The 24,872-nt window shown below is 58.2% G+C and carries 22 protein-coding genes; 8 read left to right on the top strand and 14 right to left on the bottom strand.

Annotated features, from left to right (window positions below; all coding sequences use genetic code 11):
• The first annotated feature begins 2 nt into the window (after positions 1-2).
• Positions 3-614 (top strand): DsbA family protein, encoded by a 612-nt coding sequence (locus AB3N39_RS10700; RefSeq protein WP_048029937.1) that lies wholly within the window; start codon positions 3-5, stop codon positions 612-614.
• Positions 615-655: 41 nt separating this feature from the next.
• Positions 656-1,414 (top strand): thiol:disulfide interchange protein DsbG, encoded by a 759-nt coding sequence (gene dsbG / locus AB3N39_RS10695; protein WP_367896696.1) that lies wholly within the window; start codon positions 656-658, stop codon positions 1,412-1,414.
• Positions 1,415-1,454: 40 nt separating this feature from the next.
• On the opposite strand, the gene AB3N39_RS10690 is transcribed toward dsbG, so the two are convergent.
• From AB3N39_RS10690 to AB3N39_RS10650, 9 genes are all read right to left on the bottom strand, one after another.
• Positions 1,455-2,747: a glycoside hydrolase family 10 protein gene (locus tag AB3N39_RS10690; RefSeq protein WP_133294454.1), complete on the bottom strand. Its 1,293-nt coding sequence runs from the start codon at positions 2,745-2,747 to the stop codon at positions 1,455-1,457.
• A 7-nt stretch (positions 2,748-2,754) separates the two neighbouring features.
• Positions 2,755-3,042, bottom strand: coding sequence for a VF530 family DNA-binding protein (locus AB3N39_RS10685; RefSeq protein WP_032647326.1), 288 nt, complete (start codon positions 3,040-3,042; stop codon positions 2,755-2,757).
• A gap of 94 nt (positions 3,043-3,136) precedes the next feature.
• Positions 3,137-5,311 carry a glycoside hydrolase family 2 TIM barrel-domain containing protein gene (locus tag AB3N39_RS10680; protein WP_367896695.1) on the bottom strand — a complete coding sequence of 725 codons (2,175 nt, stop codon included), beginning with the start codon at positions 5,309-5,311 and terminating at the stop codon, positions 3,137-3,139.
• Positions 5,308-7,974, bottom strand: coding sequence for a response regulator (locus AB3N39_RS10675; protein WP_367896694.1), 2,667 nt, complete (start codon positions 7,972-7,974; stop codon positions 5,308-5,310). The genes AB3N39_RS10680 and AB3N39_RS10675 overlap by 4 nt, the downstream gene beginning before the upstream one ends.
• 10 nt (positions 7,975-7,984) lie before the next feature.
• A complete protein-coding gene (locus AB3N39_RS10670) occupies positions 7,985-8,410 on the bottom strand; it encodes a globin (RefSeq protein WP_367896693.1) in 426 nt (141 codons plus the stop codon).
• Positions 8,407-9,801 carry a DUF3131 domain-containing protein gene (locus tag AB3N39_RS10665; RefSeq protein ID WP_367896692.1) on the bottom strand — a complete coding sequence of 465 codons (1,395 nt, stop codon included), beginning with the start codon at positions 9,799-9,801 and terminating at the stop codon, positions 8,407-8,409. The genes AB3N39_RS10670 and AB3N39_RS10665 overlap by 4 nt, the downstream gene beginning before the upstream one ends.
• The gene (locus AB3N39_RS10660; RefSeq protein ID WP_136194892.1) at positions 9,786-11,333 is read right to left on the bottom strand and encodes a DUF3131 domain-containing protein; all 1,548 of its coding nucleotides are present in this window, start codon (positions 11,331-11,333) and stop codon (positions 9,786-9,788) included. The genes AB3N39_RS10665 and AB3N39_RS10660 overlap by 16 nt, the downstream gene beginning before the upstream one ends.
• Positions 11,330-12,649, bottom strand: coding sequence for a DUF3131 domain-containing protein (locus AB3N39_RS10655; protein ID WP_133294449.1), 1,320 nt, complete (start codon positions 12,647-12,649; stop codon positions 11,330-11,332). Before AB3N39_RS10655 ends, AB3N39_RS10660 begins: the two co-directional genes overlap by 4 nt.
• A complete protein-coding gene (locus AB3N39_RS10650; protein ID WP_367896691.1) occupies positions 12,646-14,463 on the bottom strand; it encodes a glycosyltransferase in 1,818 nt (605 codons plus the stop codon). Before AB3N39_RS10650 ends, AB3N39_RS10655 begins: the two co-directional genes overlap by 4 nt.
• Positions 14,464-14,743: 280 nt before the next feature.
• Between AB3N39_RS10650 and opgC the strand changes: the two genes are divergently transcribed.
• The 5 genes from opgC to AB3N39_RS10625 are packed head-to-tail and all read left to right on the top strand — an operon-like array spanning position 14,744 to position 18,850.
• Complete coding sequence (opgC, locus tag AB3N39_RS10645) at positions 14,744-15,961, top strand: OpgC domain-containing protein (protein WP_143345137.1); 1,218 nt, start codon at positions 14,744-14,746, stop codon at positions 15,959-15,961.
• Positions 15,962-15,972: 11 nt separating this feature from the next.
• Positions 15,973-16,872, top strand: coding sequence for a hypothetical protein (locus AB3N39_RS10640; protein WP_115876070.1), 900 nt, complete (start codon positions 15,973-15,975; stop codon positions 16,870-16,872).
• 9 nt (positions 16,873-16,881) lie between these two features.
• Positions 16,882-18,096, top strand: coding sequence for a PP2C family protein-serine/threonine phosphatase (locus AB3N39_RS10635; RefSeq protein WP_367896690.1), 1,215 nt, complete (start codon positions 16,882-16,884; stop codon positions 18,094-18,096).
• The gene (locus AB3N39_RS10630) at positions 18,086-18,424 is read left to right on the top strand and encodes an STAS domain-containing protein (protein ID WP_133294445.1); all 339 of its coding nucleotides are present in this window, start codon (positions 18,086-18,088) and stop codon (positions 18,422-18,424) included. The genes AB3N39_RS10635 and AB3N39_RS10630 overlap by 11 nt, the downstream gene beginning before the upstream one ends.
• A complete protein-coding gene (locus AB3N39_RS10625; RefSeq protein WP_111963579.1) occupies positions 18,425-18,850 on the top strand; it encodes an ATP-binding protein in 426 nt (141 codons plus the stop codon).
• A gap of 25 nt (positions 18,851-18,875) precedes the next feature.
• On the opposite strand, the gene AB3N39_RS10620 is transcribed toward AB3N39_RS10625, so the two are convergent.
• Positions 18,876-20,366 carry a UbiD family decarboxylase gene (locus AB3N39_RS10620; protein WP_367896689.1) on the bottom strand — a complete coding sequence of 497 codons (1,491 nt, stop codon included), beginning with the start codon at positions 20,364-20,366 and terminating at the stop codon, positions 18,876-18,878.
• Positions 20,367-20,479: 113 nt separating this feature from the next.
• Here AB3N39_RS10620 and AB3N39_RS10615 point away from each other — a divergent pair, with 113 nt between their 5' ends.
• Positions 20,480-21,364, top strand: coding sequence for a LysR substrate-binding domain-containing protein (locus AB3N39_RS10615; protein WP_008501665.1), 885 nt, complete (start codon positions 20,480-20,482; stop codon positions 21,362-21,364).
• Here AB3N39_RS10615 and AB3N39_RS10610 read toward each other — a convergent pair.
• The 4 genes from AB3N39_RS10610 to AB3N39_RS10595 form a co-directional block, all read right to left on the bottom strand.
• Complete coding sequence (locus AB3N39_RS10610) at positions 21,355-22,266, bottom strand: LysR family transcriptional regulator (RefSeq protein WP_252092965.1); 912 nt, start codon at positions 22,264-22,266, stop codon at positions 21,355-21,357. The two genes, AB3N39_RS10615 and AB3N39_RS10610, sit on opposite strands and share 10 nt — an antisense overlap.
• A 1-nt stretch (position 22,267) precedes the next feature.
• On the bottom strand, positions 22,268-23,254 hold the full coding sequence (locus AB3N39_RS10605) for an MBL fold metallo-hydrolase (protein ID WP_252092962.1): 987 nt from the start codon (positions 23,252-23,254) through the stop codon (positions 22,268-22,270).
• A gap of 141 nt (positions 23,255-23,395) precedes the next feature.
• On the bottom strand, positions 23,396-24,154 hold the full coding sequence (locus AB3N39_RS10600; RefSeq protein ID WP_367896688.1) for a 5'-nucleotidase, lipoprotein e(P4) family: 759 nt from the start codon (positions 24,152-24,154) through the stop codon (positions 23,396-23,398).
• 90 nt (positions 24,155-24,244) lie between these two features.
• Positions 24,245-24,772, bottom strand: a complete 528-nt coding sequence (locus AB3N39_RS10595) for a GNAT family N-acetyltransferase (protein ID WP_367896687.1) — start codon at positions 24,770-24,772, stop codon at positions 24,245-24,247.
• Between the last annotated feature and the right edge of the window lie 100 nt (positions 24,773-24,872).

Genomic DNA, 24,872 nt, shown 5'->3' with positions numbered 1-24,872 from the left:
TCATGAAAAAACTCTTTATTACGCTGCTGCTCCTGCTGGCCCCGCTTCAGGTATTCGCCGCGCAGCCGCTGACGCCGGACCAGGAGCAGCGTGCGCAAAAGATGATCGCTGATTTCCTGTTTAACGATCCGAACTCCCCGCGCATCGGTGCGAAAAACCCAAAGCTCACCCTGGTGGTGTTTACCGACTACAACTGCCCGTACTGTAAAAAATTCGATCCGTACCTGGAGAAGATTGTCGAAAAACATCCGGACGTGGCGGTGGTCTTTAAGTTTTTACCTTTCCGCTCGGAAAGTTCGCTGACCGCCGCACGAGACGCGTTAACCGTCTGGCGTGCGCATCCTGAGCAGTTTATGAAGCTGAACCACACCCTGATGGCGAAAAAGGGGTACCACGATGACGCCAGCATTCAGGAGGCGCAAAAGCGGGCGGGCGTGAGCGTGACGACGCCGGATGAGGAGAGTTTTCTGACGATCAGGCGAAGCCTCATTGTGGCGGAAAAAATGGGGATCCAGGGCACGCCCGCCACGCTTATCGGCGAGGGGCTGCTTCCCGGCTGGGTGCCGTTCGAACAGTTCGACGAAATGGTCAGTGAAGCACTGAAAAACCGCTAACCTGAAGGGGGCGAAATGCCCCCGATAAACCGGAGAGGGAAATGAAAAAATTACTGTTACTTTCGGCGCTGGCGACGTCAGGGCTGGTACAGGCGGCTGAAGCCATACCGGACGTGGTGAAGCAGTTCAGCGAGCAGCAGCAGATCAAAATCATCAAGAAGCTGGATGCGCCGGGCGGAGCGCCAGCCTGGCTCGGGCAGTATCAGGATATGGGCGTGACGCTCTTTCTCACGCCGGACGGCAAGCACGTGATCTCAGGCTATCTTTATGATGACAAAGGGAAGAACCTCAGCGAGGGCTACTTCCAGAAAGAGATCTACGCCCCGATGGGACGCGAGATGTGGAAAAACCTCAACGCGGCGCATCCCCTGAAGGAAGGGGCGGATAACGCCCCGCGTAAGGTCTTTGTCTTTGCCGATCCGTTCTGTCCGTACTGCAAGCAGTTCTGGTCCGAGGCGCAGCCGTGGGTGAAGGCCGGTAAGGTGCAGCTCAATACGCTGCTGGTGGCGTTCCTCAACCCCAACAGCGGACGCAACGCCGCCGCCATTCTGAATGCGAAAGATCCGGTTGCGGCCTGGCGCGGATACGAGCTTTCCGGCGGCAAAAAACTGCCCAAGCCTGAAGGGGACGCTTCTCGCGAAACGGTTGAGATCCTGGAGAAACATCAGGCGCTGATGGACAGCCTCGGCGCTAACGCCACGCCGGCCATTTATTATCTGAATGCGGAAAACGAGCTGCAGCAGGTGGTGGGTATGCCGGATGCCCAGCAGCTTGAGGCGATGTTCGGGCCGAAGCCGTAAAAGACCAGGCAGAAACGGGGCGTTTCTGCCTGGTGGTCACTCAACTACCCCAGCGTCCGCGGAGGTAGTTTACCGCCTGCTGCGTCTGCGGCTGGTTCAGGTAATCTTCCCGGAACAGGATGGTGCCGTTGACGTTGGGCAGCGAATCGTTGAGATCGAGCTGCTTTTTCAGCTCCGGCACGCCGCCCTGAACCGTCCAGTCCGGCTCTTTTCTCGACGGCTCGCCCACCTTGTAGAACGCAATGCCGATATACAGGCGAGTGTGGGTCGGCTTCACCACGTCGGCCCACCATCTGGTCAGCACGTCATAGCGCGCGGCATCACGGGAGAAGGGCCAGTAAATCTGCGGCGCGATGTAGTCCAGCAGGCCCTGCTGCACCCACTGACGCGTATCGGCGTAGGATTCATCATAGGCCGCGGCGCCGCGGGTGTCGGAGCCTGCCGGGTCAAAGGAGCGGTTACGCCACACGCCCGCCGGGCTGACGCCAAACTCCACGTTGGGCTTTGTCTGCTTGATCGCGCGGGAGACCTGGACAATCAGCTGCTGCGTATTGTGTCTACGCCAGTCGGCTTTTGAGGCAAACCCCTGGCCGTACTGCCGCCAGCTCTGCGCGTCATTGAGCGCGGATCCCGGCGATTCGGCATAGAAGTAATCATCAAACTGCACGCCGTCTACCGGGTAGTTCGCCACCACTTCGGTCACCACTTTGGTTATCCAGTCGCGCACCTCCGGAATGCCCGGGTCGAGCACAAAGCGGTCACCCGAGATGCGGACCCATTCCGGGTGCTGGACATAAACGCTGGACGGCGTCTGGTATGACGTCCGGTTCAGGGCGGCGATGGTGGACGGTTTGGTGTTGGTCGATACGCGATAGGGGTTAAACCAGGCATGGACCTTCATGCCGCGCCTGTGCGCTTCATCAAGCATAAACTGCAGCGGATCGTATCCCGGATACTCACCGATGTTGCCGGTCAGCATATCTGACCACGGTAAAATTTTAGATGACCAGAGCGCCGTGCTGTCCGGCTTCACCTGGAAAAATACCGTGTTGATGCCGAGCTGCTTAAGGTTGTCGAGCTTTGCGATCAGCGCCTGCTTTTGCATCGCGATGCGCTGGTCCGCGCTGCGGCCATTCACCGAGGCCACCGGCGGCCAGTCGAGACGCGAGACGGTCGCCAGCCAGATCCCGCGCATCGGCTCGTTTGCCTGCGGCGTCGGTTTGTTGACGGTGGGAAGAGGGGTAACCAGTGATTTGGGTGGTTTTGAGGAGCAGCTTACAAGTAAAAGTGCGCAGGCAGCCAGCGCACCAATCCGTTTTACGTGTCGCGTCATTTGCGTATTAGCTCTTGATAATCCTGCTGTTGGCCCAGGGATTAAATGCGGGCGCCGCCTGCTCTGTATTTCCCTCATCGTTGAGAGAGTCCAGATACAGGGCTTCAACCTCCGCGCGCGCCCACGGGGTACGGCGCAGAAATTTCAGGCTCGATTTAACGCTGGGGTCTTTTCTGAAACAGTTAATTTTGATTCGGTCGCCCAATTCGCTCCAGCCATATTTCGCCACCAGGGCGTTGACCATCATCTCCAGCGTTACGCCATGCAAAGGATCTTTGGAAATATGTGCAGTCATAGGCGTCCGGATGTCTCGATTTTTAGGTGATTGGGATAAACGCTGAAAGGGTACAAGAAAGCAGGGGAAGCGGCAATTTTCCTTTTCCCCTCGCTCATCTTATAACGGACTCCGTGCGCTGATTTTCACCGATAATTTTTCCCGCGCTGTTTTCAATCGTAAACCGAATCGACACGTCATCCTGGCCCTCGGGCGTGGCCGTAAGCGTTTTAACCATCGCTCCCGAATCTGCTGCGATCGTCATCGTTGTCGTGCCTTTTGCCAGCACCTTGTCGCGCTGCGTGATGCGCCAGCTCAGGCGGCATTCGCGGCACGGTTTCCAGGTGTCGTTGATGGCCCACAGACGCACGCTCGCCGCCGCCCCGGATTGCCACTGCGCCGTCACCGGCTCAATGGACGGCAAAACAGGCTGGTAGGCGCGTTTTAAGGCATAAAACCCGGCTTTAGGCTTACGCAGGTAGTCCACCACGCCCCAGTTGATGGAGGGCCAGGTTTCTACAAACATAAAGTGGAACAGGGCCGTCACCGGCTGGTAGCGCTGTCGACGGTAGCTCTCTGCCGCCGTGGCCACCAGCTGAGACTGGTACGCCTGAGTATTGCGGATCATCGCCTGAATGTTCTTCCCGCGCGGAATACCGGCAAACTTAAAGGTCTGGAAGGGTTGAAAATTATGGTATTTCCAGACGGTCCAGCCGGGATCGTCAGCGGCGGTCGTTTTTGGCCAGAGCGACGCCGCCGGGATGATGGTTTTTAGCGTTGACAGGCGGGGAAGCGCCTGCGCGCCGAACTCGGTGATGATCCCCGTTTTGGCCGGAGCAAGCAGGTCGCGTACGGTACCAAAGTACCAGCCCGCCCAGTAATGCTCCTCAACGGCGGAAAAGCGATGCACGATGCGCGAAGTATCTTCGGCAAGCGTATCCGCTACCTTTTGCGTGAGTTCGCGGTTGAGGTTTTTATTCCAGTCCGGGAAGCGTTTTTCCATCCAGGGCGAGTTCCACGGCGGTTCGTTATGCCCGCCCCAGACGATAATGGCGGGGGAGTTACCGAACTGTTCGATCATCTCCCGCGTCTGTCGAACCGCATTTTCCGTGAAAGCCGCACTGTTGTTGTAGCCCCACTGCAGCGGAACATCCTGCCAGATCATCATCCCCATCTCATCGGCCACGTCATACAGCGCGCGTCCGGCAACATGTCCGTGCACGCGTATGGCATTGGCGTTCATGGCTTCCACCAGACGAAGATCGCGACGGTATTTTTCTCGCGTCATGGTGCTGAGCCAGGGGGAGCCGATGTAATTGCTGCCCTTAATGAAAAGGCGTTTGTCGTTAATGAGCCAGCCCTTATTGTCGGGCTGCTCGACGATCTTGCGCAGCCCGGTGCGGGTGACCGCCGTATCCATCAGGCCGTTTTCATCCCGCAATGCCACGCGAATGGTATACAGGTGGGGTTTTCCGGTACCGACGGGCCACCACAGTTTTGCCTTCGGCATAGGCAGCGTCACCTGCACGGAATGGGCACCGCTTTCGAGGGTAACCGGAAAGTCAGCCTGGAAGCGCTTGCCGCTGAAATTGGTGGGCGTGGCGGTGAGCCGCACGGTCGCCGGGCCCGATTCGAGCGCGCGATAGCGAATATCTGCTTTCAGCGCGGGGTGCGTCAGCCCCTGTGACCAGTCTGGTCGCAGGATGGTCTCATCCAGGGTAGCGCCCCGGCTAAGATGCAGCCTCACCGGTGCCCAGATGCCGCCCGAGTTGGCGTCCTGTCCTTGCGGCGACCAGGCCCCGCCGGGACGCGTGTCATGCTGGTTAAGGATCCCTTTCATGAGCGTTTTATGCAGCGGCCAGACCTTATTGGGATCTTCGTAAGGGCTGTCCACCCTGACCACCAGTCGGTTGTGACGTTGTAACGCCTGGCTGGCATCCAGCGAAAAGCGCTGAAAATAGCCCTCATGCTGGCCGAGCGGCTGGCCGTTCAGGGTGACCTCGGCCAGGTAATCGACGCCGTCAAAAACCAGGGTGCTCATTACGTCGGGCGGCTGCACGGGCAGGGAAAAGGCGTGCTTGTACCACAGCGCGCCCTGATGATCGTACCCGGCGCTGTACCAGTTGGCGGGGACCTGAAGCGGGCGCCAGCCTGATGCGGCAGGATGCGCGCTATTATTGGCGTCCTGAACCTGCCATTCTCCAGCAAGAGACCAGCTGACCGGCGCAGAGTTCGCCACCGTGTGGGTGGTCAACAGGGCAACGAGCAGCGCGCAGTTGCGAGCGTTCATGCGTTTACCCCGCGCGCGTTGAGCCACGCCATCAGGCGCAGCGATTCCTTCTGAAGCTGCTGGTTTAGCGTCGCAAGCTGTTGCCCCTCCAGCGTGTGCGCCTCGCTCTCCAGCACCTGTAGCTGCTGTGCGAGCGTGCTGAAGTCCAGGGTGACGGCTTCTCCCCGTAGCTTGTGGGCCGCGCGGCGCAGCGCGTCACGATCGTCGCTGTCGATAGCCAGGGTGATGGTCTTCATGGCCTCCTCCAGCCCTTCGCCAAACAGGGCCAGCAGCTCCTGAACCAGAGCAGGGTCGTCAGCACACTGCTTCAGCAGGCGTGCTTCATCCGGGAAGTCGGAAGGGGCATCGTGGCGCGGGAGCACGCGAGCAATCTCTTCAGCGAGACGCTCCTGGCTGATGGGTTTGGCAATGTAGCCGTCGAAACCCATCTGAAGACAGCGCTCTTTATCCCCCTGCATGGCGTGTGCCGTCATGGCGACGGTGGGCTGAGCCGGTCCGGGCCGGGCGCGTTCTTCTTCACGCAGCAGGCGAATGGCGGTCTCACCGTCCATCTCTGGCATCTGAAGATCGATCAGCAAAACGTCCCACACGCCCGCGCGCCAGCGTTCCAGCAGCGCGACGCCATTATCGACGATCTGACAGATGTGGCCGAGCCGCTCGAGCAGGCGCGCGGCGACCTTCTGGTTGACCAGATTATCTTCCGCAAGCAGGACCCTGAGCCCCGCAGTGTCCGGCGCGACGGTGGGCGCGGGCGCGCTTTCACTCACCGTCTTCGGCGCACGTTCAAACGCCGCGGCAATCGCCTGATGCAATTCATTCTGGGCGATAGGTTTATGCAGGTAGTTCTGGATACCGATCCGCTTCAGCATATTGATATCAAAATGTCGGCTCATGGAGCTCAGCATGATGATGTGGCTCTCAGCAACCTGCGGTAGCACCGAAAGTTCGAGGGCTAGCGACACGCCGTCCATATCCGGCATCTGCGCGTCCAGCAGGATCAGCGGCCATGCCGTTCCCGCTTTAACCCGGTTGATGGCCTCGCTGGCGTTGTTGACGCAGGTGGGTTTCAGCCCCATCTGGCTAAGCATGGCGGCCAATAGCCGCAGGTTGGTCGCGTTATCATCAACCACCAGCACGGGCTCCCCGTTAAAGCTATGGCTATGCCGGCGTTCCTCCGGGCCAGGCGCCTGGGTTGCAAGCGGCAGCGCGAAGGAAAATTCGCTGCCTTTCCCCGGCTCGCTGGACACCGTTAATTCGCCGCCCATCGCCGCGACCAGTCGCGCAGAGATGGTTAGCCCGAGCCCCGTACCGCCATAGCGTCGGGTGGTTGAGTTATCCGCCTGGCTGAAGGCTTCAAAAATGGCTTTCTGCTTATCTGAAGGTATGCCAATGCCGCTGTCGCGCACGCGAAAACGCCAGTGTTCCGCGCTATCGCCGGGTTCAACAATGAGGATCACTTCTCCCTTATGGGTAAACTTCAGCGCGTTGCCCAGCAGATTGGTCAGGACCTGGCGCAGTCGCGCGCCGTCGACCAGCAGCACGTCGGGGACGTCGGGCGCAATATCGACCAGCAGCTCGATGCCTTTTTCGCTGGCCCCCGGCATGTGCGGGCGAATAAGCGACTGAATAAAGGGGCGGACCGGGACGGGCTCCGCCTCCAGCTCCACTTTGCCAGCTTCGATTCGGGAAAAGTCGAGAATATCGTTGATGATGTGCAGCAAAGACTGGGCAGAACTCATCACCAGCGTCAGGTAATCGCGCTGATCGGCGCTGAGCGCCGTATCCAGGCACAGTTGGGTCATGCCAATAATGCCGTTCATTGGCGTGCGAATTTCATGGCTCATATTCGCCAGGAACGCGCTTTTTGCCTCGTTGGCTTTTTGTGCCTCAATGGCCGAGGCGAACGCCTGAATTTCAGCCTCCTTGCGGCGCGTAATATCCTGCAGCGTGCCAATCACGCGCTCGGCGTTTCCCTCAATAGAGAGCGTGACCACCTGGCCGGAGAGCAGAATCCAGCGCAGTCCTTCGGTAGGGTGATGCACGCGAATTTCACATTCAAAGACCGGGCGATGATCCTGCTTCGAAGCCTGTAGAGCCTTGCGCAGCGCTGCGCGATCGTCCTCGTGAACCTGGTTAAGTAAAAAACGCACCGGATATCGCCACTGGGTGCGCGACTGGCCCAGCATGGCAAGCAGGGTATCGTTGACCTGGAGCGTGTCGCCGGAAACCTGCCAGTCCCAGATCCCGATATGGATGGATTCCGCCGTCAGCAGAAAATCGTCATGCAGCTGGTGCCGCGCCCGCTGCGCTTCATCCAGCTCGGTAATATCGCTGTGCAGGCTGACAATGCCGCCGTCCGCAAGCCGCTGATGCTGGACGAAGATGCGCCGCTGGCCCGCCTGCCGCACTTCGCAGTGTTTATCCTGCCGACAGTTGCGCACGATCGACTCGCGCAGCGTCTGGCGCAGGCCAGGGTCGACGTTGTAAACGGCGTCGATAAAGCGTTCCGCCAGCGACTCCAGCGTTGTGCCCGCCTTCAGCCACGGGGTGATGACCGGATAAAACAGGGCCACGTTGTGATTCCAGGCCTGCAGGCGTTCCTCGCGGTCATAAATCATGACGGCCGCCGGCAGCGCGTTAAGATCGTACGTGAATGCGCTCATCGTGATCCTCCTACGCGCGGTAGTGCAGTTCTGCCTGCCGGCGCAGGTATTCCAGCCCGGGCGCGATCGTCATGGCCCAGGCTGTCAGGATCTCATCGTCGCACTGCGGATCGCGCAGGCTCACGGTGTTCAACATCGCTTCGCGCCACAGGGCGAAAAAACGCGGGGGGAGGTGGAGACCGTCGTCGCTTTGCTCCCGCGCCAGGCGCTCGAGAAAATCAGGCACGATTAACGCGCCGTCTACCGCAAGCATGGCGAAGAAACTCTTAAACAGAGTCTGCTGACCCTCGCTATCCGGCAGGCGAGAAAAATGCTGCTCCGTCTCGGGCGACATATGAACGAAGGCGTCATAGAACGTCTGGAAAAACGCCGTTTTATCATTATCCGGAAAGACGCGGTTCAGGCTGGATTCAAACAGATCGCGGTAAAATTTCACGGCGTCCTCCTTACGGCGTTTTCGCTCGGTAGACAGTGCCCGACGGGCGTATATTCATCTGCCACACGGCGCGTAAAGTAGCTCTCTTTTTTAGCCCGGCGGGCGTCAAACAGGGGGCCCGCGTTGTGTTTGAAGAACAGGGCTTCCAGCACCGTGGCATTGGTGGAAAGGGTGAGCGCAGCGTTGGTATCGCCCGTGGCTTCCTGGCGGCCTTCGTACCAGCCTTTTTGCGGATCGTTAAGATGCTTTGTCACCGCCATCAGCACGTCGGTGTAAGGGGTGTCCCACAGGGCCCACAGGGCAAAGACCGCTTTGGTCGATACCTGCGCGAAACGGGTGTAGTCCCGACCATCGTCACCGACAGAGTTCCAGGCATAGCCATTTCCCCAGACCGTATCCTGGATATGCCAGGGCGCCTGCGGAAGCGAGAAATCTGCCCTGGCCGTCAGGATCTTATCGGTCTCCCAGCGGCTCTTCTGGCTCAGCCAGACGTTTTCGGCCTGCTTGCGCAGGTGCTTTTGCCGATCGGCCGCAACGCCTTCGGGCTCCCAGCCAAACTCCAGGCCCGGCAGCATATAGGGAAGGGTGGAAATCACAGAGGGCAGCCACGTGGTGCGCGGATCCCTGGCATCGACGGCCAGACGCCGCTGGGCGATGATGACGTGGTTCGCCGGGGGCGTAAACGCTTTCTCCGGGGAAAACCCCCACAGCTGAAACGCCGTTGCGGCATATTCGCTCTCGCCCAGGCGCAGCTCCTCGCGCACCACCGGCTGGCCGTTTTGCAGGGAAGATGACCATAGTTCGCCTTCACGATCGATGACCGGACAGAAATTCCACCGCAGAATGATTTTATCCAGGTATTCGCTGTACTGCGGTTCCCGCTCTGCGGTGAGGCGCAGGGCGAGCATCAGACGCGCCATATCGCGTGCGGACCAGCCATTTTTAACGGGCTTGCCGCTAAAGTCGATCGGCGTCGCCGTCTGGCTGGAATAGAGTCGACCCGGCGTCCGGGCCTCGGTCAGCATCAGGCGGTTAAGGGTGCCCATCAGCCGCGTCAGGCGAGCGTCATATTCGGCGTCGTCAATCAGCCCCAGCTCTTTGGCCGCCAGCAGGGCGATAAGCGTATCGCCCATTTGCCAGAGCGTGACGCGGGGCTGTTTGTCGCTCCCGTTGACCAACCCCGTTTGCGGCTGGGTATTATTGACGAAATAGCGCCAGGCGATCGCCGCCCACGTCCGCTCTTCCGGCGTCAGGGCGGCAATACGCGCGCTCGAGTGCCAGCCGCCACTGATGAGCCAGCGCCAGCCTGCTCCCTGATGTCCAAACAGCGCAAAGACGATCGCGCCTGCAAGGAGTAATCCCGCAAGCCCTCTGGCTAAGGTTTTAAGCATTGCGCAGTCACCGGAGGCAGTTTAACGGGCTCGTCCGCGCTGCATGACGCGCACTGGCAGGCCTGGCAGGCGGGTTTGGTGCGCTGCGTGACGCCGGTCCGGTCGCACCAGCTTTTTACGGCCGGTGTGCTGGTAAGGAACGGGCGGCTGCGCAGCGCGTTGTTCTCTTCAAACTGATCGAGCAGCTTTTGATCCCACAGAGACGGGGCAAAATCCTTGCTCTTCGGATTGTCGGTGTTGAAGGCCAGCAGTTTTCCCTCTTTTTTGAACAACAGGGCCTCCAGCATGATGCCGTTGTTGTTCGCGGTGAACTCTTTGATCGGGCCGTCGCCGTTTTCATACAGCCCTTCGTAGTAGCCTTTTCCCTCTTCGTTGGCATTCTCAATGGTATTCAGCAGGCGGTCGGTATAAGGGGAGTTCCACAGCACCCACATGCCCAGCGCCGCCTTCAGCGAAATCGCGGCAGCGTTAGGGACGAACTGTCCCTTATCGGTAATGGTGTTCCAGTTGTATCCGTCGCTGAAGACGGTGTCATAGACGAAGTAAGGGGCCTTATCGAGCTGGTGCTCGGAGCGCGCGGTGAGGACGCCGGTAATGGTATAGCGGTTTTCCTGAGCCTGATAAACGCGGTCGGCAAAGTTTTTCATCCACGTCAGGGAGTAGTCGCGCGGGGCGTTATCCCGGTCGGTCGGTTTGTCAAAGCCGAACTCCAGCCCGTAAAGCAGGTAAGATTCTGTCACCACGTAGTTATGCTGCGACGTGTTGCGTGGATCGCGCGTATCGTACGGGACCAGCACGCAGTAGATCTCGGCAAGCTCGTAAGGCTGCGGACGGCTGGCTTTACAGGTATTAAACCCCCACAGCTGGAAACCGGCCGCGCCGTACTCTTCATAGCCCAGCCGCCCTTCCTGAACGTACTTCGGCTGGCCGTTCTCCAGATAGGCCCCGTACAGCGTGCCGCAGGGGTCGATCGCGTGGCTAAAATCCCAGCCCAGCACCACGTTATCAATGCTGTTGCCGTATTCCGGATAACGCTCTTTGATGATTTTCAGCCAGACCAGCATTCGCCCGATATCCAGCGCCGAGAAGCCAATTTCGCCGGGCTTGTTGGTGTAGTCCACTTTCTGGCCGCTGATGGTGTTATAGGCCTTGTTGGGGAGCTCGTTGCGGAACAGTACCAGGGTGTTTAACGTGGCGAGGAATTTCAGCATCCGGCGGTCAAATTCCGCTTTATCAACGATCCCGAGCTCGCGCGCCGCCGTCAGGGCGGCCAGATAGGAGGCGCTGTCCCACATGGTGGTGGAGGGATATTTGTTGACCGCATTCACCAGGCCCGTCGTGGGCTGATAGTTGGTGACGAAATACTGCCAGGCGTTTTTCGCGATGGTCATCTCCCGGGCGGTCAGCTCGCCGCTGCGCGGGGAGTAACCTGATGCAGGGAGCTCGGTGTCCGCACGCACGGTCGATAAGGCCAGCCAGCAGATCGTTATTCCCGTGAGCAGGTGGAAAAGGATCGGGGATCGTGGCTTCATGGCGTTGCTCCTGCTGAGGGGGAAGTGTAGAGGCAGGCCAGACAGAGCATCTGGCCATGCGCGATGTAAGACAGACTTTCCAGCACAATGGCATTGGTATCGGCGTCTACGACGGCATTGACGCTGTTGTTGAGATTTAACCCGCGCTGCCAGCCTTTACCCGGCACCTGAAGGGCCAGAACCTGCTGGCGCAGCGCTTCGCTCCAGCTGTTGCGGAAAAGGGCATACCAGGCAAACGCGGTGCGGGTGGAGGTAATCGCCACTTTCTCCGGCACCTCGTCGCGCAGGTTACGCGCCTGTACCGGCTGCCTGTCCGGCAGATCGTTAACGTAATCCGGCGCGGGTTCGGCATAATCCGTGCTGATCGGCGGTTTTGGCGCGCGCAGGCCGTGGCGCCGCTGCTGGATCTGCATAATTCGCCACGCAATTTCAGCGCTCTGCGCATCAAAGCCCAGCTCAAGACCGGTTAACAGGTAGGGGAGACTAATCAGCGAAGTTTGCTTGCCCCAGGGCGTACGTAGCCCTTCATCGGGCACCATTACGCCATCCAGATCGATCATCTTTTGCCCTTCAGGCGGGTTGGTCACCGCGAGTCCTGCCGCGCTGTCAATCAGGCGCAGCGTATGGCTGGCATAGAGACGGTAGCCAAAGCTGTCTCGCTGTTCATCATCGGTCAGCGTCCAGTGATGGAGCGGCACGGCTGCCTGACTTTGAGCGCTATTTTCAATCAGAGCGCCGGTGTTCCAGAGGCTAAACAGATCGTGGATAGCCGCCGCGTGCTGGGGATAGCGCCACAGCAGGGTCTGTAATGCCGTCAGCAGCCGGCTCAGACCGATTGCGGAGGCGTCAGGCTTGCCCAGGATCTTGAGCGTGTCCGCATGGTAATAGGCGGCGGGGAGACCTTTGTCATTGAGCGGCAGTTGCCCCAGCGTGAACACGGCGGTGCTGACTCTCTCGTCAAACTCATCGGCGGAAATAATATTGAGCTGCTCTGCGGCAGCGGTCGCAAACAGGTAGCTTCCCACGCTCCAGAGGCTCAGCCAGGGTTCACCGTCGCTGGCGTTCGCCAGCCCGTTTGGCTGGGTATTATTCACGTAGTATTGCCAGGCGACCCGCGCCCAGATGGCTTCGTCATAGGTCAGCGCCCGTTTTGTGGGCAGCGGCGGAAAGTCTTTACTGAGCGCGATGCCGCCGCTGCTTTCCACGCGCGTGGGCATCTGTTTCTCCACCCAGACCACAATGGCAAAGCCGATCAGGAAGCCGAGCAAAATGGTGAGGTAGCTGCGCGCGGGCAGCAGGGCATCACGTATCCTCATTGGGTGACCTCATCCTCTTCAGCGGGCGTCCACATGGCCGCGAAAATCAGCGGCAGCATGGCAGCGATGTTCACCCCTCCCCAGAAAATATTGATGACATAGCCGGAGGGGTCGTCCACCTGTCCACGCGCCACCTGGATACCGCCCCAGATAAGCCCTGCGAGGGTCAGTACCACGATGGCAATCTGCGGCTTCACCAGGTAGAGAAAACGGCCCGTCTGCCGCTCTTTTGGCGTGACGTGAAATTTGATCTGTTCGCCCCGCAGCACCGTATTGAGCGCGCGCAGGTTCATGGAAAAGAAGGAGAGGTATGAGGCCCTGCCGTCCCAGGCCGAGATCCCCCAGGTGCCGAACATAAAGGCCAGCTCGGAGAAAATAAAAAACGGCAGAAAATGCAGATAGAACGGCGTCGACCAGGCGGACACCGGCGGAATGCCGGTGAACAAATAGATAATGGGTGAAATCAAAAACACCGTGTTCCATACGCAGGCCATGTATGACCAGAAGGTGGTGGCATACATCAGCGTCTGGGGCAGAGAGAGCCTGAAGCGGCGACGGCTGAAGATGTTGTCATGAAACAAAATATCCAGCGAGCCGGCGGCGTACTTAAAGCGCTGGATCATCCAGGTGAGCATATCCTGCGGAGAGAGCATCTTCGATTCAACCCGCGGATGCATAACCGAGCGCCAGCGTCGTGCGGCGTCACCGTGCAGCAGCACCGAGGTGTAAATATCTTCCGAGACGTGGAATTTGTAGGGGGTAAGCTCGGTGTCAAACGCCACGTGCGGACGCATTGCATTCTGCAGCGCGTCCCGGGTCTCCTCATCGCGAATGTCGCGCGTATGACGATGGATCTCCTCTTCGACGGACCAGACGTAGCTTCTCAGCGCGGCCTGCATGACCGCCTCGCGACGGTGAATGGACGCCGCGCCACAGCAAAAAGCCGCGTTCGCCCAGTTGCGCCGCCGCAGGATCACGTCATAGAACATGCGCGGATCGTTAAAAAACGGGTCGCGGCCTATCGTGACCGGGCCAACACACTTTTGAATCAGCCAGCCCAGATCGTAGCCCACTTTTCCGGCTTTTCGCTGGCCCCAGCGCGACAGGTTTTCCCCTTCCGGAAGATCGAAGAACCACTGCGGCGTCTGTACCCAGGCCACGTCCGGATCGCGAAAATAGCCCAGCGTATGGCTGAGCAGGGTGGGAAATACCCGGGTATCGGCGTCGCAGATAACAATGAAATCGCCGTCGGTTTGCTCAAGGCCGTTGCGCAGGTTGCCGGCCTTAAAGCCGATGTTGGTCTGGCGAGTGATATAGTTAACGCCTTCCTCTTCACAGACGGCTTTCATCTCCGGGCGGCGGCCGTCATCAAGCACGTGGATCCGGTAGTCAATCGGGAACGGGTACGTCATCTTTAGGGCGTCGCGAATGGACAGCCTGACCAGCTCGGTGTCTTCCGAGTAGGTGGCAATGAACAAATCCACCTTTACGGGACGGGGCTCAACGGCCTCCTCAGGCGACAGACATTCGTTAATTTCGCCGGGCGGCGGACTTTGAGGAGGATCCTGTTCTTTCCACAAATTGATGGTAAACAGCACGGTGCCAATCCACGCCAGGGTTTCGGCGAGGACCAGCGGAATGGCATACCATAATGCGTCAGTATTCAGGGAGGCGGTCCAGCGCCAGTAAATATAATTGGCACCCAGAATAAGCGCCGCGACCGCCAACACCTGCCAGGTCATCATTACCCAGCGCGGTGTTGTTAACGGTTCCGGAGGACGACGATGTTCAAAACGGGAAAAATAAAAATCCATAGTTCCGGCGTTCCTGATTCCGTGAAAATGCAGACCCATTCTGCTGCGCAGACAGTTACCCAAAAGCGTAAGAAAATAGCGATTAAACAAGATTTAAGATAAGTGTAGAACGCCGAATAAAAGTGTCCAGCCACGTTTTTATTAATATTTAGCGGTGGTTAATTCAGCTTAAATTCTGCTTAATATCTTTCATCTGCTGACGATAAATTGCGGTTACTATTCCTTTAGGCTATCTACTTTATTTAGACCTTAATTTTCGTTTTCAGGCAAAGGACACCCTATGAGCCATGTTGCGCCGTCGGTAGCGCAAGAAGATGACGCTAAATCAACAACATGGAGGTATGCCGTTGCAGGTGCCAGGGACCTGAGAATCGACTTTATGCGCGGCATTGCCCTCGTCATGATGGTCGTGGCGCATACGGAGGTAATGTCGGTATTTAATATATTCTCCTGGGAGCGTTTTGGGTTAACAACCGGTGCCGAAGGTTTTGTTATTCTCTCGGGGTTTATGCTTGGCATGCTGAACCGCGCGCGTTTGCAAAAAGTGGTTTTGCTCACGGTTTCCTGGGGGCTTTATCTCAGGGCATGGAAAATATATCGTGTAAATATCATTATCATAGTGTCCTTTATTCTCCTGGCCTATATCCCACATATTAATGTTTTCGAGGTCACCCATTTTACCGACCGTTTTTCGGGTGAAAGCTGGTCGCTTTATCCTGTTACGCCGCAAATTAAAGAGACCTGGTTCAACATTATTCTCTATTTGCAGATTGGCCCCCATCAGACGCAAATTCTGGGGCTGTATATCTTTTTGCTGCTACTCAGCCCGCTATTTTTGGGGATGCTGCAGAAAGGAAAAGTCTGGTGGCTGCTGGGGCTGTCGCTGCTGGTGTACGGCCTGTGGCAGCGCTGGCCGCTTCGGCTGACGCCGTCGGAATTCGAATTTGCCTTCCCGCTGCTCGCCTGGCAGTTCATCTTTGTGCTGGGCATGGCCAGCGGTTGGTATAAAGCCGAACTGCTCTCTTTCGCCCGGACGCCGCCGGGGAAAGGGGTGGTAGTGGCGCTGGTTATGGTGTCGCTGGTGCTGGGATTTGTCGCCCAGAACCATACCAACCCGTTTATGCCGCCCGCGCTGCTGATGCACGTCATCCCGCCTGACAGCTTCAATTCGTTTTATCACACCTGGGCGGCGAAGAACGGGCTGGGCCCGGTAAGGGTGTTAAACGATATCGCCCTGATGGTCACCGTCTACCTGGTGCTGACGTATTGCTGGACGCCGCTCAACCGCCTGCTGGGATGGTTCCTGATCCCGCTCGGCCAGCACTCGCTTTATACCTTTATTTTGCATGTGTACGTGGTGCTGCTGGTGAGCCAGTTCATCACCTTCGACTTATGGCGTCACGCCTGGATAGAGAACACGTTAGTGCATGCGGCGGCACTGGGTATTTTGTGGCTGATGGCAAAATACGACGTCGGCGCACGCTGGATACCTAACTAAGGATGGCGGTTATGCGCGAAAAATGGCTTCTGGCGGGCGTGCTGCTCGCCGCGATACCCGCCGCGGAGGCGGCGCAAAGCAGTGAAAATGAATCCCTGCGCGATAAGAACGGTGAACCCGTTCAGGCAGGCGTCTTTACCAGCCGCTGGGGGCGCCTGTTCTCGGGTAACGACAAGAAATTCTCAGGTGCGCTGAGCTTTAGCTCGGGACTGAAAGAGCAGTGGATGAGCATTCCGAACAGTTCAGACACCGCCACGGAAAAGAAAAAGTTTAACCAGACGCTAAATCTGAGCCTTCAGTATTCCCCCTACAGCTTCTGGTTTGCCAACATTACGTCCCGACTGCCGGTCAGAGACACCAGCCGCTACACCGCCGATTTTCGCTACAGCTTCGGCTACGATGACTGGCACGCCAACACGGTGAGCCTGGTTTACAGCAACTACGGCGATAACCACTTCTGGACGTCGGGCAGCCGGAGACACACCTATTTCGAACAGGGCGCCTTCACGCTGGCCTATAAGTTTTCGCTACCGAAACCGGTTGAAAACACGCTCCTGATTAATAAAGGGGACTCCATCATTTGCCAGGTCGGGTACAGCTGGGTTCCGCGATACTACGATCTCAGCAGCGATGACATTCGCAAAAATAAAAACGTCATGCTCGGCGGCTGCGGCTACACCTTCAAACAACATTTCTTCGTTCGCGCGACGGCATTCTGGTTCCCGGACAGCAGCCAGCAGCAGCCCTGGAACGGCGATTACAGCTACAGCTTCGGTTATGCCGGCTATACGCCGGGTTCGTTCTCCATCCAGTACGCGAACTATGCGGGGACGCGCTATCCGGGGCACGGAAACGGGAATGCAAAATTCAGAGAAGGGACCGTGAGCCTCATCTGGTTCTTACCGCTATAGGAGGGATACATGTCGGCGCTGCACGTGTTAATCGTTGAAGATTCGCTGATTTATCGTCGGTTACTCTCCAGAATGCTCACCCTGTGGGGGTATATCGTGAGCGAGGCGGAAAATGGCGTCGCCGCGCTGGAAATACTGTCCAGCCAGCCGATCAGCATGGTGATAAGCGACTGGGACATGCCGGAAATGGACGGTCTCACGCTGTGTCAGACCATCCGCAACCGTCAGTTTGGCCACTATGTGTATATCATTCTTTTGACGGCCCGCGAGAATGCAGGGGATTTAACGCAGGGCTTTGATGCCGGGGCGGACGACTTTTTAAGCAAGCCGGTCGAGCAGGATGAACTGCGGGCGCGGCTCCACGCCGGGGTCCGTATTTTGACCCTGGAGGCGACCCTCGCGGCGCACAACAAGCGCCTGAGTGAAGCGTTGCATCAGATTGAACAGGATCTTGAACTCGCGGCGCGCGTTCAGCACTCGGTGCTGCCTTCGCACCGCTTACGTTTTGGGAACTACTTTTCCGACTGGCTTTTCATGCCGTCTGCGTGGGTCTCAGGCGATGTGTTCAATATTTTTCCACTCGATTCTCACATTGGGTTCTATTGCGTGGATGTGTCCGGGCACGGCGTGGGTGCCGCGATGATGTCCCTCGCGGTGGCGCGCCAGTTCTTACATGGTCGGGTGGTAGACCGTTTTTTGTTTACCGATCGGGGCGGCATTCAGTCGCCTGCGGAGGTGATCAGGATCCTGAACAGCCGCTTTTGCAGTGAAGAGAGCGACATCACCAGCTATTTCACCATCATTTACGGCGTGATTGATCCAGAAAGTGGGAAGGGGTTGTTGTGTCAGGCCGGGCATCCAACTCCCGTCATTGTGAACGCAAACAGCGCCGTCACGTCCGTGGGCAACGGCGGCCCGCCGGTCGGGCTGATGCCTGACCTGAGCTGGGAGGACGTCGCGTTTACCCTCAATCCGGGGGATCGCTTATGCTTATTCAGTGACGGTATCACGGAGTGTGAGAACGTCAGCGGCGAGCAGTTTGGCCCGCAGCGTCTCGAACGCTGGCTTCATGAGCATGTCCGGCTCCCGGTTGACCAGCTCCTGCCGCGGTTCGGTGACCACCTGACCGGCTGGCGCAACGCAAATCGTGATGAACCGACCGCCTTAACCGATGACGTTTCACTGCTCGTGATCGAGCGTCAGGGAGAACAGAATGATTATTAACACCGAACGACTACCGCACGCCAATATTCTCACGCCCGCGGTCCGGCGGCTGGATGCCTCCGTTGCCGCGAGCTTTAAAGCGTCCGTGACGGAGGAAATTGGCGACGATCGCAAGGCCTTGATTGTTGACTTCAGCAAAGTGGATTTCATCGACAGCAGCGGGCTGGGAATGCTGGTGTCCTTGTTTAAGCTGATGAACGGGAAAGGCGACATGGCGCTGTGCTCCCTGAACCCCGGGATAATGAATATGTTCACCCTGACCCGCATGGATCGCATATTCCGTATCTATCCGGACAAAAGCAGCGCGCTTGCGCAGCTGGGGCAGTAGATGCAGACGCCGGTGCAGGCAGAATTTCCGGCGGTGCTCGGTTCCCTGACGCCGCTGGCCGGCTGGCTGGAAGAGCGGCTGAGGGCGCTTCCCGTAGATGACGAGTGGCGTTTCGCGCTCGATCTTGCCGTCTGTGAGGTGGCGACGAATATCATCCGCCACGCGCTGCATGAGGATGCCTCGCGCGCATTCAGCGTACGGTTCGACATCCGCGACAGCGATGTCTGCATTGTTTTTACCGACGCGGGTGACGCGTTCCCGCTGGAGCGGCTTGAGGCCGCCAGGCGAGACCGTTTTTGTGAAATCTCGCCGCTGCTGGAGAGCGGCAGGGGGCTGATGCTCATTTTGCTGAGCGTCGATCGTTTCACTGTGGAACGCGTGACGGGTGAAAACATCGCCACGCTTGAAAAGAAAATTAGCGTATGACCCGCGGGCCATACGCGTGGTGTTTTTATTTCGCGTTGCCAGCAAACAGCTCCGGCGCCCACGGACGCGGATCCACCTCCATAAACGGCGCGCGCTCGAAGCGATCCTTCAGCGCCCACGGCACCGTGCAGTCGAAGATGGTCTTGCAGGAGATGCCGTTGCCGCGAATCGAGGTGCTGTAATCCGGCGACTGGGACGGATCCAGCTGGTGGCCGCGGATCCCAGGAATATTGGTGATGCTGACATCGCCCTGCATGCGCGTCGTCATCGCCCACAGGATGTCGTCACTGTCGAAAATATCCACGTCTTCGTCGACCAGAATAATGTTTTTCAGCTCCGAATAGGTGGCCAGGGCGATAAGCGCCGCCTGGCCCTGACGTCCTTCGTCTGACGGCTGGCGTTTTTTCACCTGCAATATCCCGAGGAACTTGCCGCCGCCCGCGGTATGCGCATAGACGTTTTGCAGGAATCCGGGAATTGCCTCTTCAACGGCATTGCGGATGCTGGCCTCCGTCGGCAGTCCGGCCAGCGTGGTATGTTCTTCCCCCGGACCCACCAGCGTCTGCAGGATCGCGTGGTTTCGCATGGTCACGGCTTTCACTTTAATCACCGGCAGGGAGGGGTTCGCCTCGCCGCAGTAGCCCGGGAACTCCGGCATCGCGTGGCCGGTGTTGGTGTGCTGATCCTCTCTCACGCGCACGCCCGGCAGCAGTTCACCTTCGATGATGATTTCCGCCCGCGCGATGGCTTTCTCTTTGACCGCCACGCCCTGCACCAGCTCGACCGGCTGCTGGCGCAGCGCCCCGGCGACGCCCAGCTCGTTGTAGCCAAACGGCGTGGTAGGGGCCTCAAAGCACGCGCCGATATAGATGGCGGGGTCGAGACCCATGTTGATCGTCACCGGCAGTGGTTTTCCGGCATCTTCCGCCTTTTTGCGGAACACTTCGATGTGGCGCCCGGCGGCAAGGAACATGGAAAGCTCGTCGCGCTCCTGCACGCAGAGGCGGTGAATGGTGACATCCGTCAGCGAGCTGTCTTCCGGATCGCTTGCCAGCACCAGTCCCAGACAGAAGAACGGACCCGCATCAATCGGCGTGTTGGTCGGGGCCGGAAGCAGCTTGCGCAGATCGAAGTCAGGATCGTCAGCGTAGAAGACCTGCTCCTGACAGGGAGCCTGCGCGGCCGGAACGACAACCGGCGCGACCGGCTTTTTCACCCCCTGGCCGACGTGTTTTGCCAGTTCAGAAGGCTCGCAGCCCAACAGCAGCGCCGCGCGCTCGCGGCTGGCGTGCATGCCCACCAGGATGCGGGAGTGCGGATAGCCCTTAATGCTGTTGAACATCATGGCCGGGCCCGTGCGGGTTGGACGTTTGACCGTGCCGCCTGCGCCGATATGGCGATAGACGCCCGCCAGTTCGGCGTTGGGGTCGACCGGACGATCGGTTTCAATATACTGCCCGTCGTGGCGCTGCAGTAAGGCGATGGCGCTGCGGAGATCGTTAATCTTGTGTTCCATATTTTCCTCCCTCGGTTGAATCCCTCCATTTTTATGGCAATGACCAATAGCATCAATTGCATCATTACTGTTAAATTGATAAGTAAATCTATATCAATACAGGGAGACGTCTCGTGCAGTTTCGTCAGATGCGCCACTTCATCGTCGTGGCCGAAGAGCTTCACATGCACCGGGCCGCCGAGCGTCTGAACATGGCGCAGCCGGCGCTGAGCCAGCAGATAAAGGCGCTGGAAGAACGTTTAGGCGTCACGCTTTTCAGCCGGGCGAACCGCCGCTTAACCCTGACGCCCGCGGGCGAAGCGTTTCTGGTAAAGGCCAGGCTCGCCATCTCGCTGACCGAACAGGCGGTGCTGGACGCCAGACAAACGGCACGGGGCGAGCAGGGCGTGTTAAACCTCGGGTGCGTGTCGAGCGCGATGTTTGACGGCAGGCTGCCCGCCGCGCTTCGCCAGATGCACAGCCGCTGGCCGGCCATTACCATGTCGCTGATGACCGGAAACGTGCAGACGCTCTACGCCGCCGTGCAGAGCAACCAGCTGGATGTGGCCATCATCCGCGCGCCGCTGCCGTCGCTGCCGGACGATCTGCAAAGCCGGCCGTTCGCCTCGGAGAAAACGGTGCTGGCGCTGTATCGTCAGCATCCGCTGGCCGGGTCCGCCGCGCTGACGCTTTCGTCGGTGAAAGACGAAAAATGGATCTCCCTGCGCGATCCGGAGGGAATGGGGCTGGAGCAGTACTTCTATGACGCCTGCAGCGGAGCGGGCTTTCAGCCGGACGTCGTGCAGAATGCGACCGACGTGCCCACGGTGATAAGCCTGGTTTCGGCGGGGTTTGGGCTGGCGCTGCTGCCCGCGTCGGCAAAGGCGGTGAGCGTCGAGAATGTCGTCTACGTGGACATACTCGACCGGCTGCGGGAGAGCGAACTCACCCTGGTTTGCCACCGGATTATTCGCTCAGAGGTGCTTAAAAAGTTTCTGGTAACGCTCGATCACACCTGACGTCCGGCGGCCCGCAGCAGCTGTTCGCGCAGCCAGGCATTCGCCGGATCCTGGCTGTTTTTCGGGTGCCAGTACATGTTGATGGTAATCGGCTGGAGCGGCAGCGGTGGTGCAAAGAGATCCAGCGTGCTGGCAAACTGCTTCAGCATCCGTTCCGGCAGGGTGCACACCAGGTCGGTACCGGCAACCAGCGCAGGCGCCACGGCGTAGCTCTGGGTGGACATGGCGACGTGTCGCTGGTAGCCCAGCCCGGCGAGGGTTTGGTCGACATAGCCGGTAAACGGATCTCCCGCCGACGACACCACCAGATGGGAAAGCGCGCAGTAGCTATCCAGATCTAACGGACCCGTTCCGCGCGGATGGCCTTTACGCTGGGCGGTGGCAAACGCGTCGTCAAGGAGTTTGCGCCTCACCCATCCGTCATGGGCTCCTGCGCTCACGCCAATGTAGATATCCACATCGCCGTTTTCCAGCTGCTGCGGCAGGTCAGCTATCTCCGGCAGGGCGAAGCGCAGGCGGATACCGGGGGCATCGGTTCTAATCTGGTTAAGCAGCCCGGTGCCGAGCATCAGCGCCGGATTCTCATGCAGCGCGATTACAAAGGTCCGGCTGCTGGTTTGCGCATCAAACGCGGTGGGCGCAAACATCGCGCTGATGCCGCGCAGCACGCTTGCCACCTGCGGCCTGAGCGCTTCCGCTCGCGGCGTGGGCAATACCCCGCGTCCATGCGGGGAGGGAATAAACAGCGGTTCGCCAAACAGCGTGCGCAGACGCGCCAGACGGGCGGACAGCGCGGGCTGGCTGATGCCCAGCCGCGCGGCCGCATGGGTGATATTCCTGTCCTGAAGCAGGGCGTCCAGCGTCAGGATCAGGTCTATGTCCATATCAGAGATGGGCGTCATCCTATTTCGCGCTGCTGGCGTCACGGTTGGTATAGGTCACAGGGACCCAGGCATAGCCCCCTTTCTCGCCTTTCGTCACATAGCCGATGCCCGGGAAAGGCAGGTGCGGGGCGGCAACCAGGTCCTTGTTTTTCACAAAGTCAGCGAACGCATGCTCGCGAACGCTTGCCGCTTTGTTCTCATCTTCATCGTAGGTGATGGTCACGTCAGGCTGCGGGAACTGAACCGCCGCTGCATGAATGATGTCGCCGACAAAGGTGATCTTCTCGCCTTTGCTCGTCAGCGTGTAGAAGGCTGAGCCCGGCGTGTGTCCGGGATGAACCGTGCCGGTCAGCCCCGGTAGAATCTCCGATGTGCCGCTAAACGGCACCACTTTTCCCGCATCCAGATAGGGTTTTAAGGTCTTCTGCGCGACGTCAAAGTAGTTCTTGCCGTAGCCGGTTTTCTTCTGATTGTCGTCGTTAAAGAAAAAGTCGATATCCGGTTTGCCAACGAAAACGCGCGCGTTGCTGAACACCACCTTGCCATCCTTCACCAGACCACCGGCATGATCGGAGTGGGCGTGGGTCAGCAGGACTTCAGTAATGTCTTCGGGTTTTATCCCCTGCGTGGCGAGGCTTTCAACCAGACGTCCGCCGGTATCAGGGCCAAAGAGCTGGCCCGAGCCGGTATCCACCAGGATTTTATGTCCGGGTATCGCAATCAGAAAAGCGTTGATGGAGACCTCAGCCGGGTTGGTCTGGAAATTGCTCGCGAGCATCGCATCAATATTTTGCGGCGTTGTCCGGCGCAGCAGCTTGTGCAGATCCTGCGCGACGGTCCCGTCGGTAAACGAGGTGACCAGAACGTCGCCGACCTGCACGCTGTAACCGCCCGCAGGTTGTTTAACGACGTGCTGCGGCGTCTCTGCCGAGGCCTGGAGCGCAGGGTAAAAAAGCAGTGAACTGGAAATCAGCGTGGAAAGAGCAAGTTTTTTCACGGTAAGCATACGAGTCTCCTTTGAAAGTGCTCATCTTACTGCTCCGTAAAATTATAAGAACCTGCCCAGAAATGATAGGACCTATAAACGGGATGGATAGGAAACCGAAGGGCCGGGAAGGCGCGCGATAGCTTTCCCGGCCAGTAGACATTATTTTTTCAGCGGTACGTTCCAGCTGTCCGGCGTGGCTTTGGACCATGAGCCATAAGCGGCATTAGGCAGCACAATCCAGTCGTTGCCGAAGTGTTCGGCGCTGGCTTCAACCAGCTCACGCTGCTGCTCGCTCGGCTTTTTGTTTTTAAACTGCACGGCGAAGTCCGGCAGGCTGTCGCCGAACAGCATCACGATCTGCTGCTTTTTGAGGATGCTCTGGCGGCGCTCTTCCTTGCTGACCGTGTCCAGAAGCACGCTTTCATCGGACACCTGCGGAAGTCCCAGGGCTTTTAACGTCCTGAGCGTATCGGCTTTATTTTCCTGCATACGGTCCGAGACATAATAGATACGGACCTTGCTTTGATTCACGTGGTCAAGAAACGCTTTCGCGCCGGGAATTAAGCCGGGTTTTCCCTGTTTTTCCCAGTCGCTCCAGGTGTCCCATTTCGTATAGTCGTGACACTGCTCCGTGTCGCGCACCAGCAGAGGGGTGTTATCCAGCACCGTTTCATCCAGATCCATTACCACGGCGTAGTTTTCGGGCGTTTTCAGATCCTTTAACTTTTCGTTGAAACGCTCGGTGGCAAACCGATAGGTTTGCAGCTGAAGGGCCATAATCTCTGCCGATTTCTGCTGATAGCGCAGCGCCATTTCGTACGCTTTCGGTTCGCACAGGTCGCGCCCGGCAGCCGTCGCGGTTGCCGCTGCACTCATAACAGGTAATGCCAGCAGTAATGCCTTAGCCATTGAATTCACGCTTTTTTCCTCAACACCCTGGTTAAAATCCCGAAAGCGTAATGAAATTCAGTGACAGAAATATGACCGCGATGTGGCAATGTGTTTCCGCTAGACCAGCATGTAATACCAGAAGAGGGCAACCTCGTCTTTTTCCGGTAAAGCGTTGTAGAGATAACGGTCGTATCCGCCCAGGGTAAATCCGTAATTACGGTAAAACAGACAGGCAGAGACGTTCACATTTTGTGTTTCAAGCCGTAATCCCGGCGCGTTTACGCTGCGGGCCCACACGTGCGCGGCGGCCATTAATTTTTGCGCGGCGCCGGTTCTGCGTCTGGTACGCTCAACAGCAATATAATCCACTGAAATAAATTTATTCCAGCCGACTGACGCGGTAATAAATCCGGCTAATTCACCATCATCCGTTTCCGCCACAAGAAATATGGCGTCCGGATTAACGCAATGGTTTTCAAGCGTTTGAATGTCAAGTTCGTAGGTTTTTATCCACGGCTCGGCGACGGCTTCGATATGCAAATCACAATGGATAAACGGCTCCCGGGCAATGTGGCTAATGGTGAAAGAAAAGTCACAGCATTCAAGGCGTGCGAAGTCGGTATTGAGTCCTTTTCGAATCTGCATAGTATTCCCGTTAGTGAGTTATTTCATAAAGAATAGACGAAGCGGTTAAATCCGCTGAGCTCACGCACTTTTAATCCTGAACTAAGCTTGTACTTCGTTC

Origin of the sequence: Enterobacter vonholyi, assembly GCF_040834095.1 — a bacterium.
Classification (GTDB): Bacteria; Pseudomonadota; Gammaproteobacteria; order Enterobacterales; family Enterobacteriaceae; genus Enterobacter; species Enterobacter vonholyi.
This window is presented reverse-complemented; position numbering and strand designations above follow the sequence as displayed.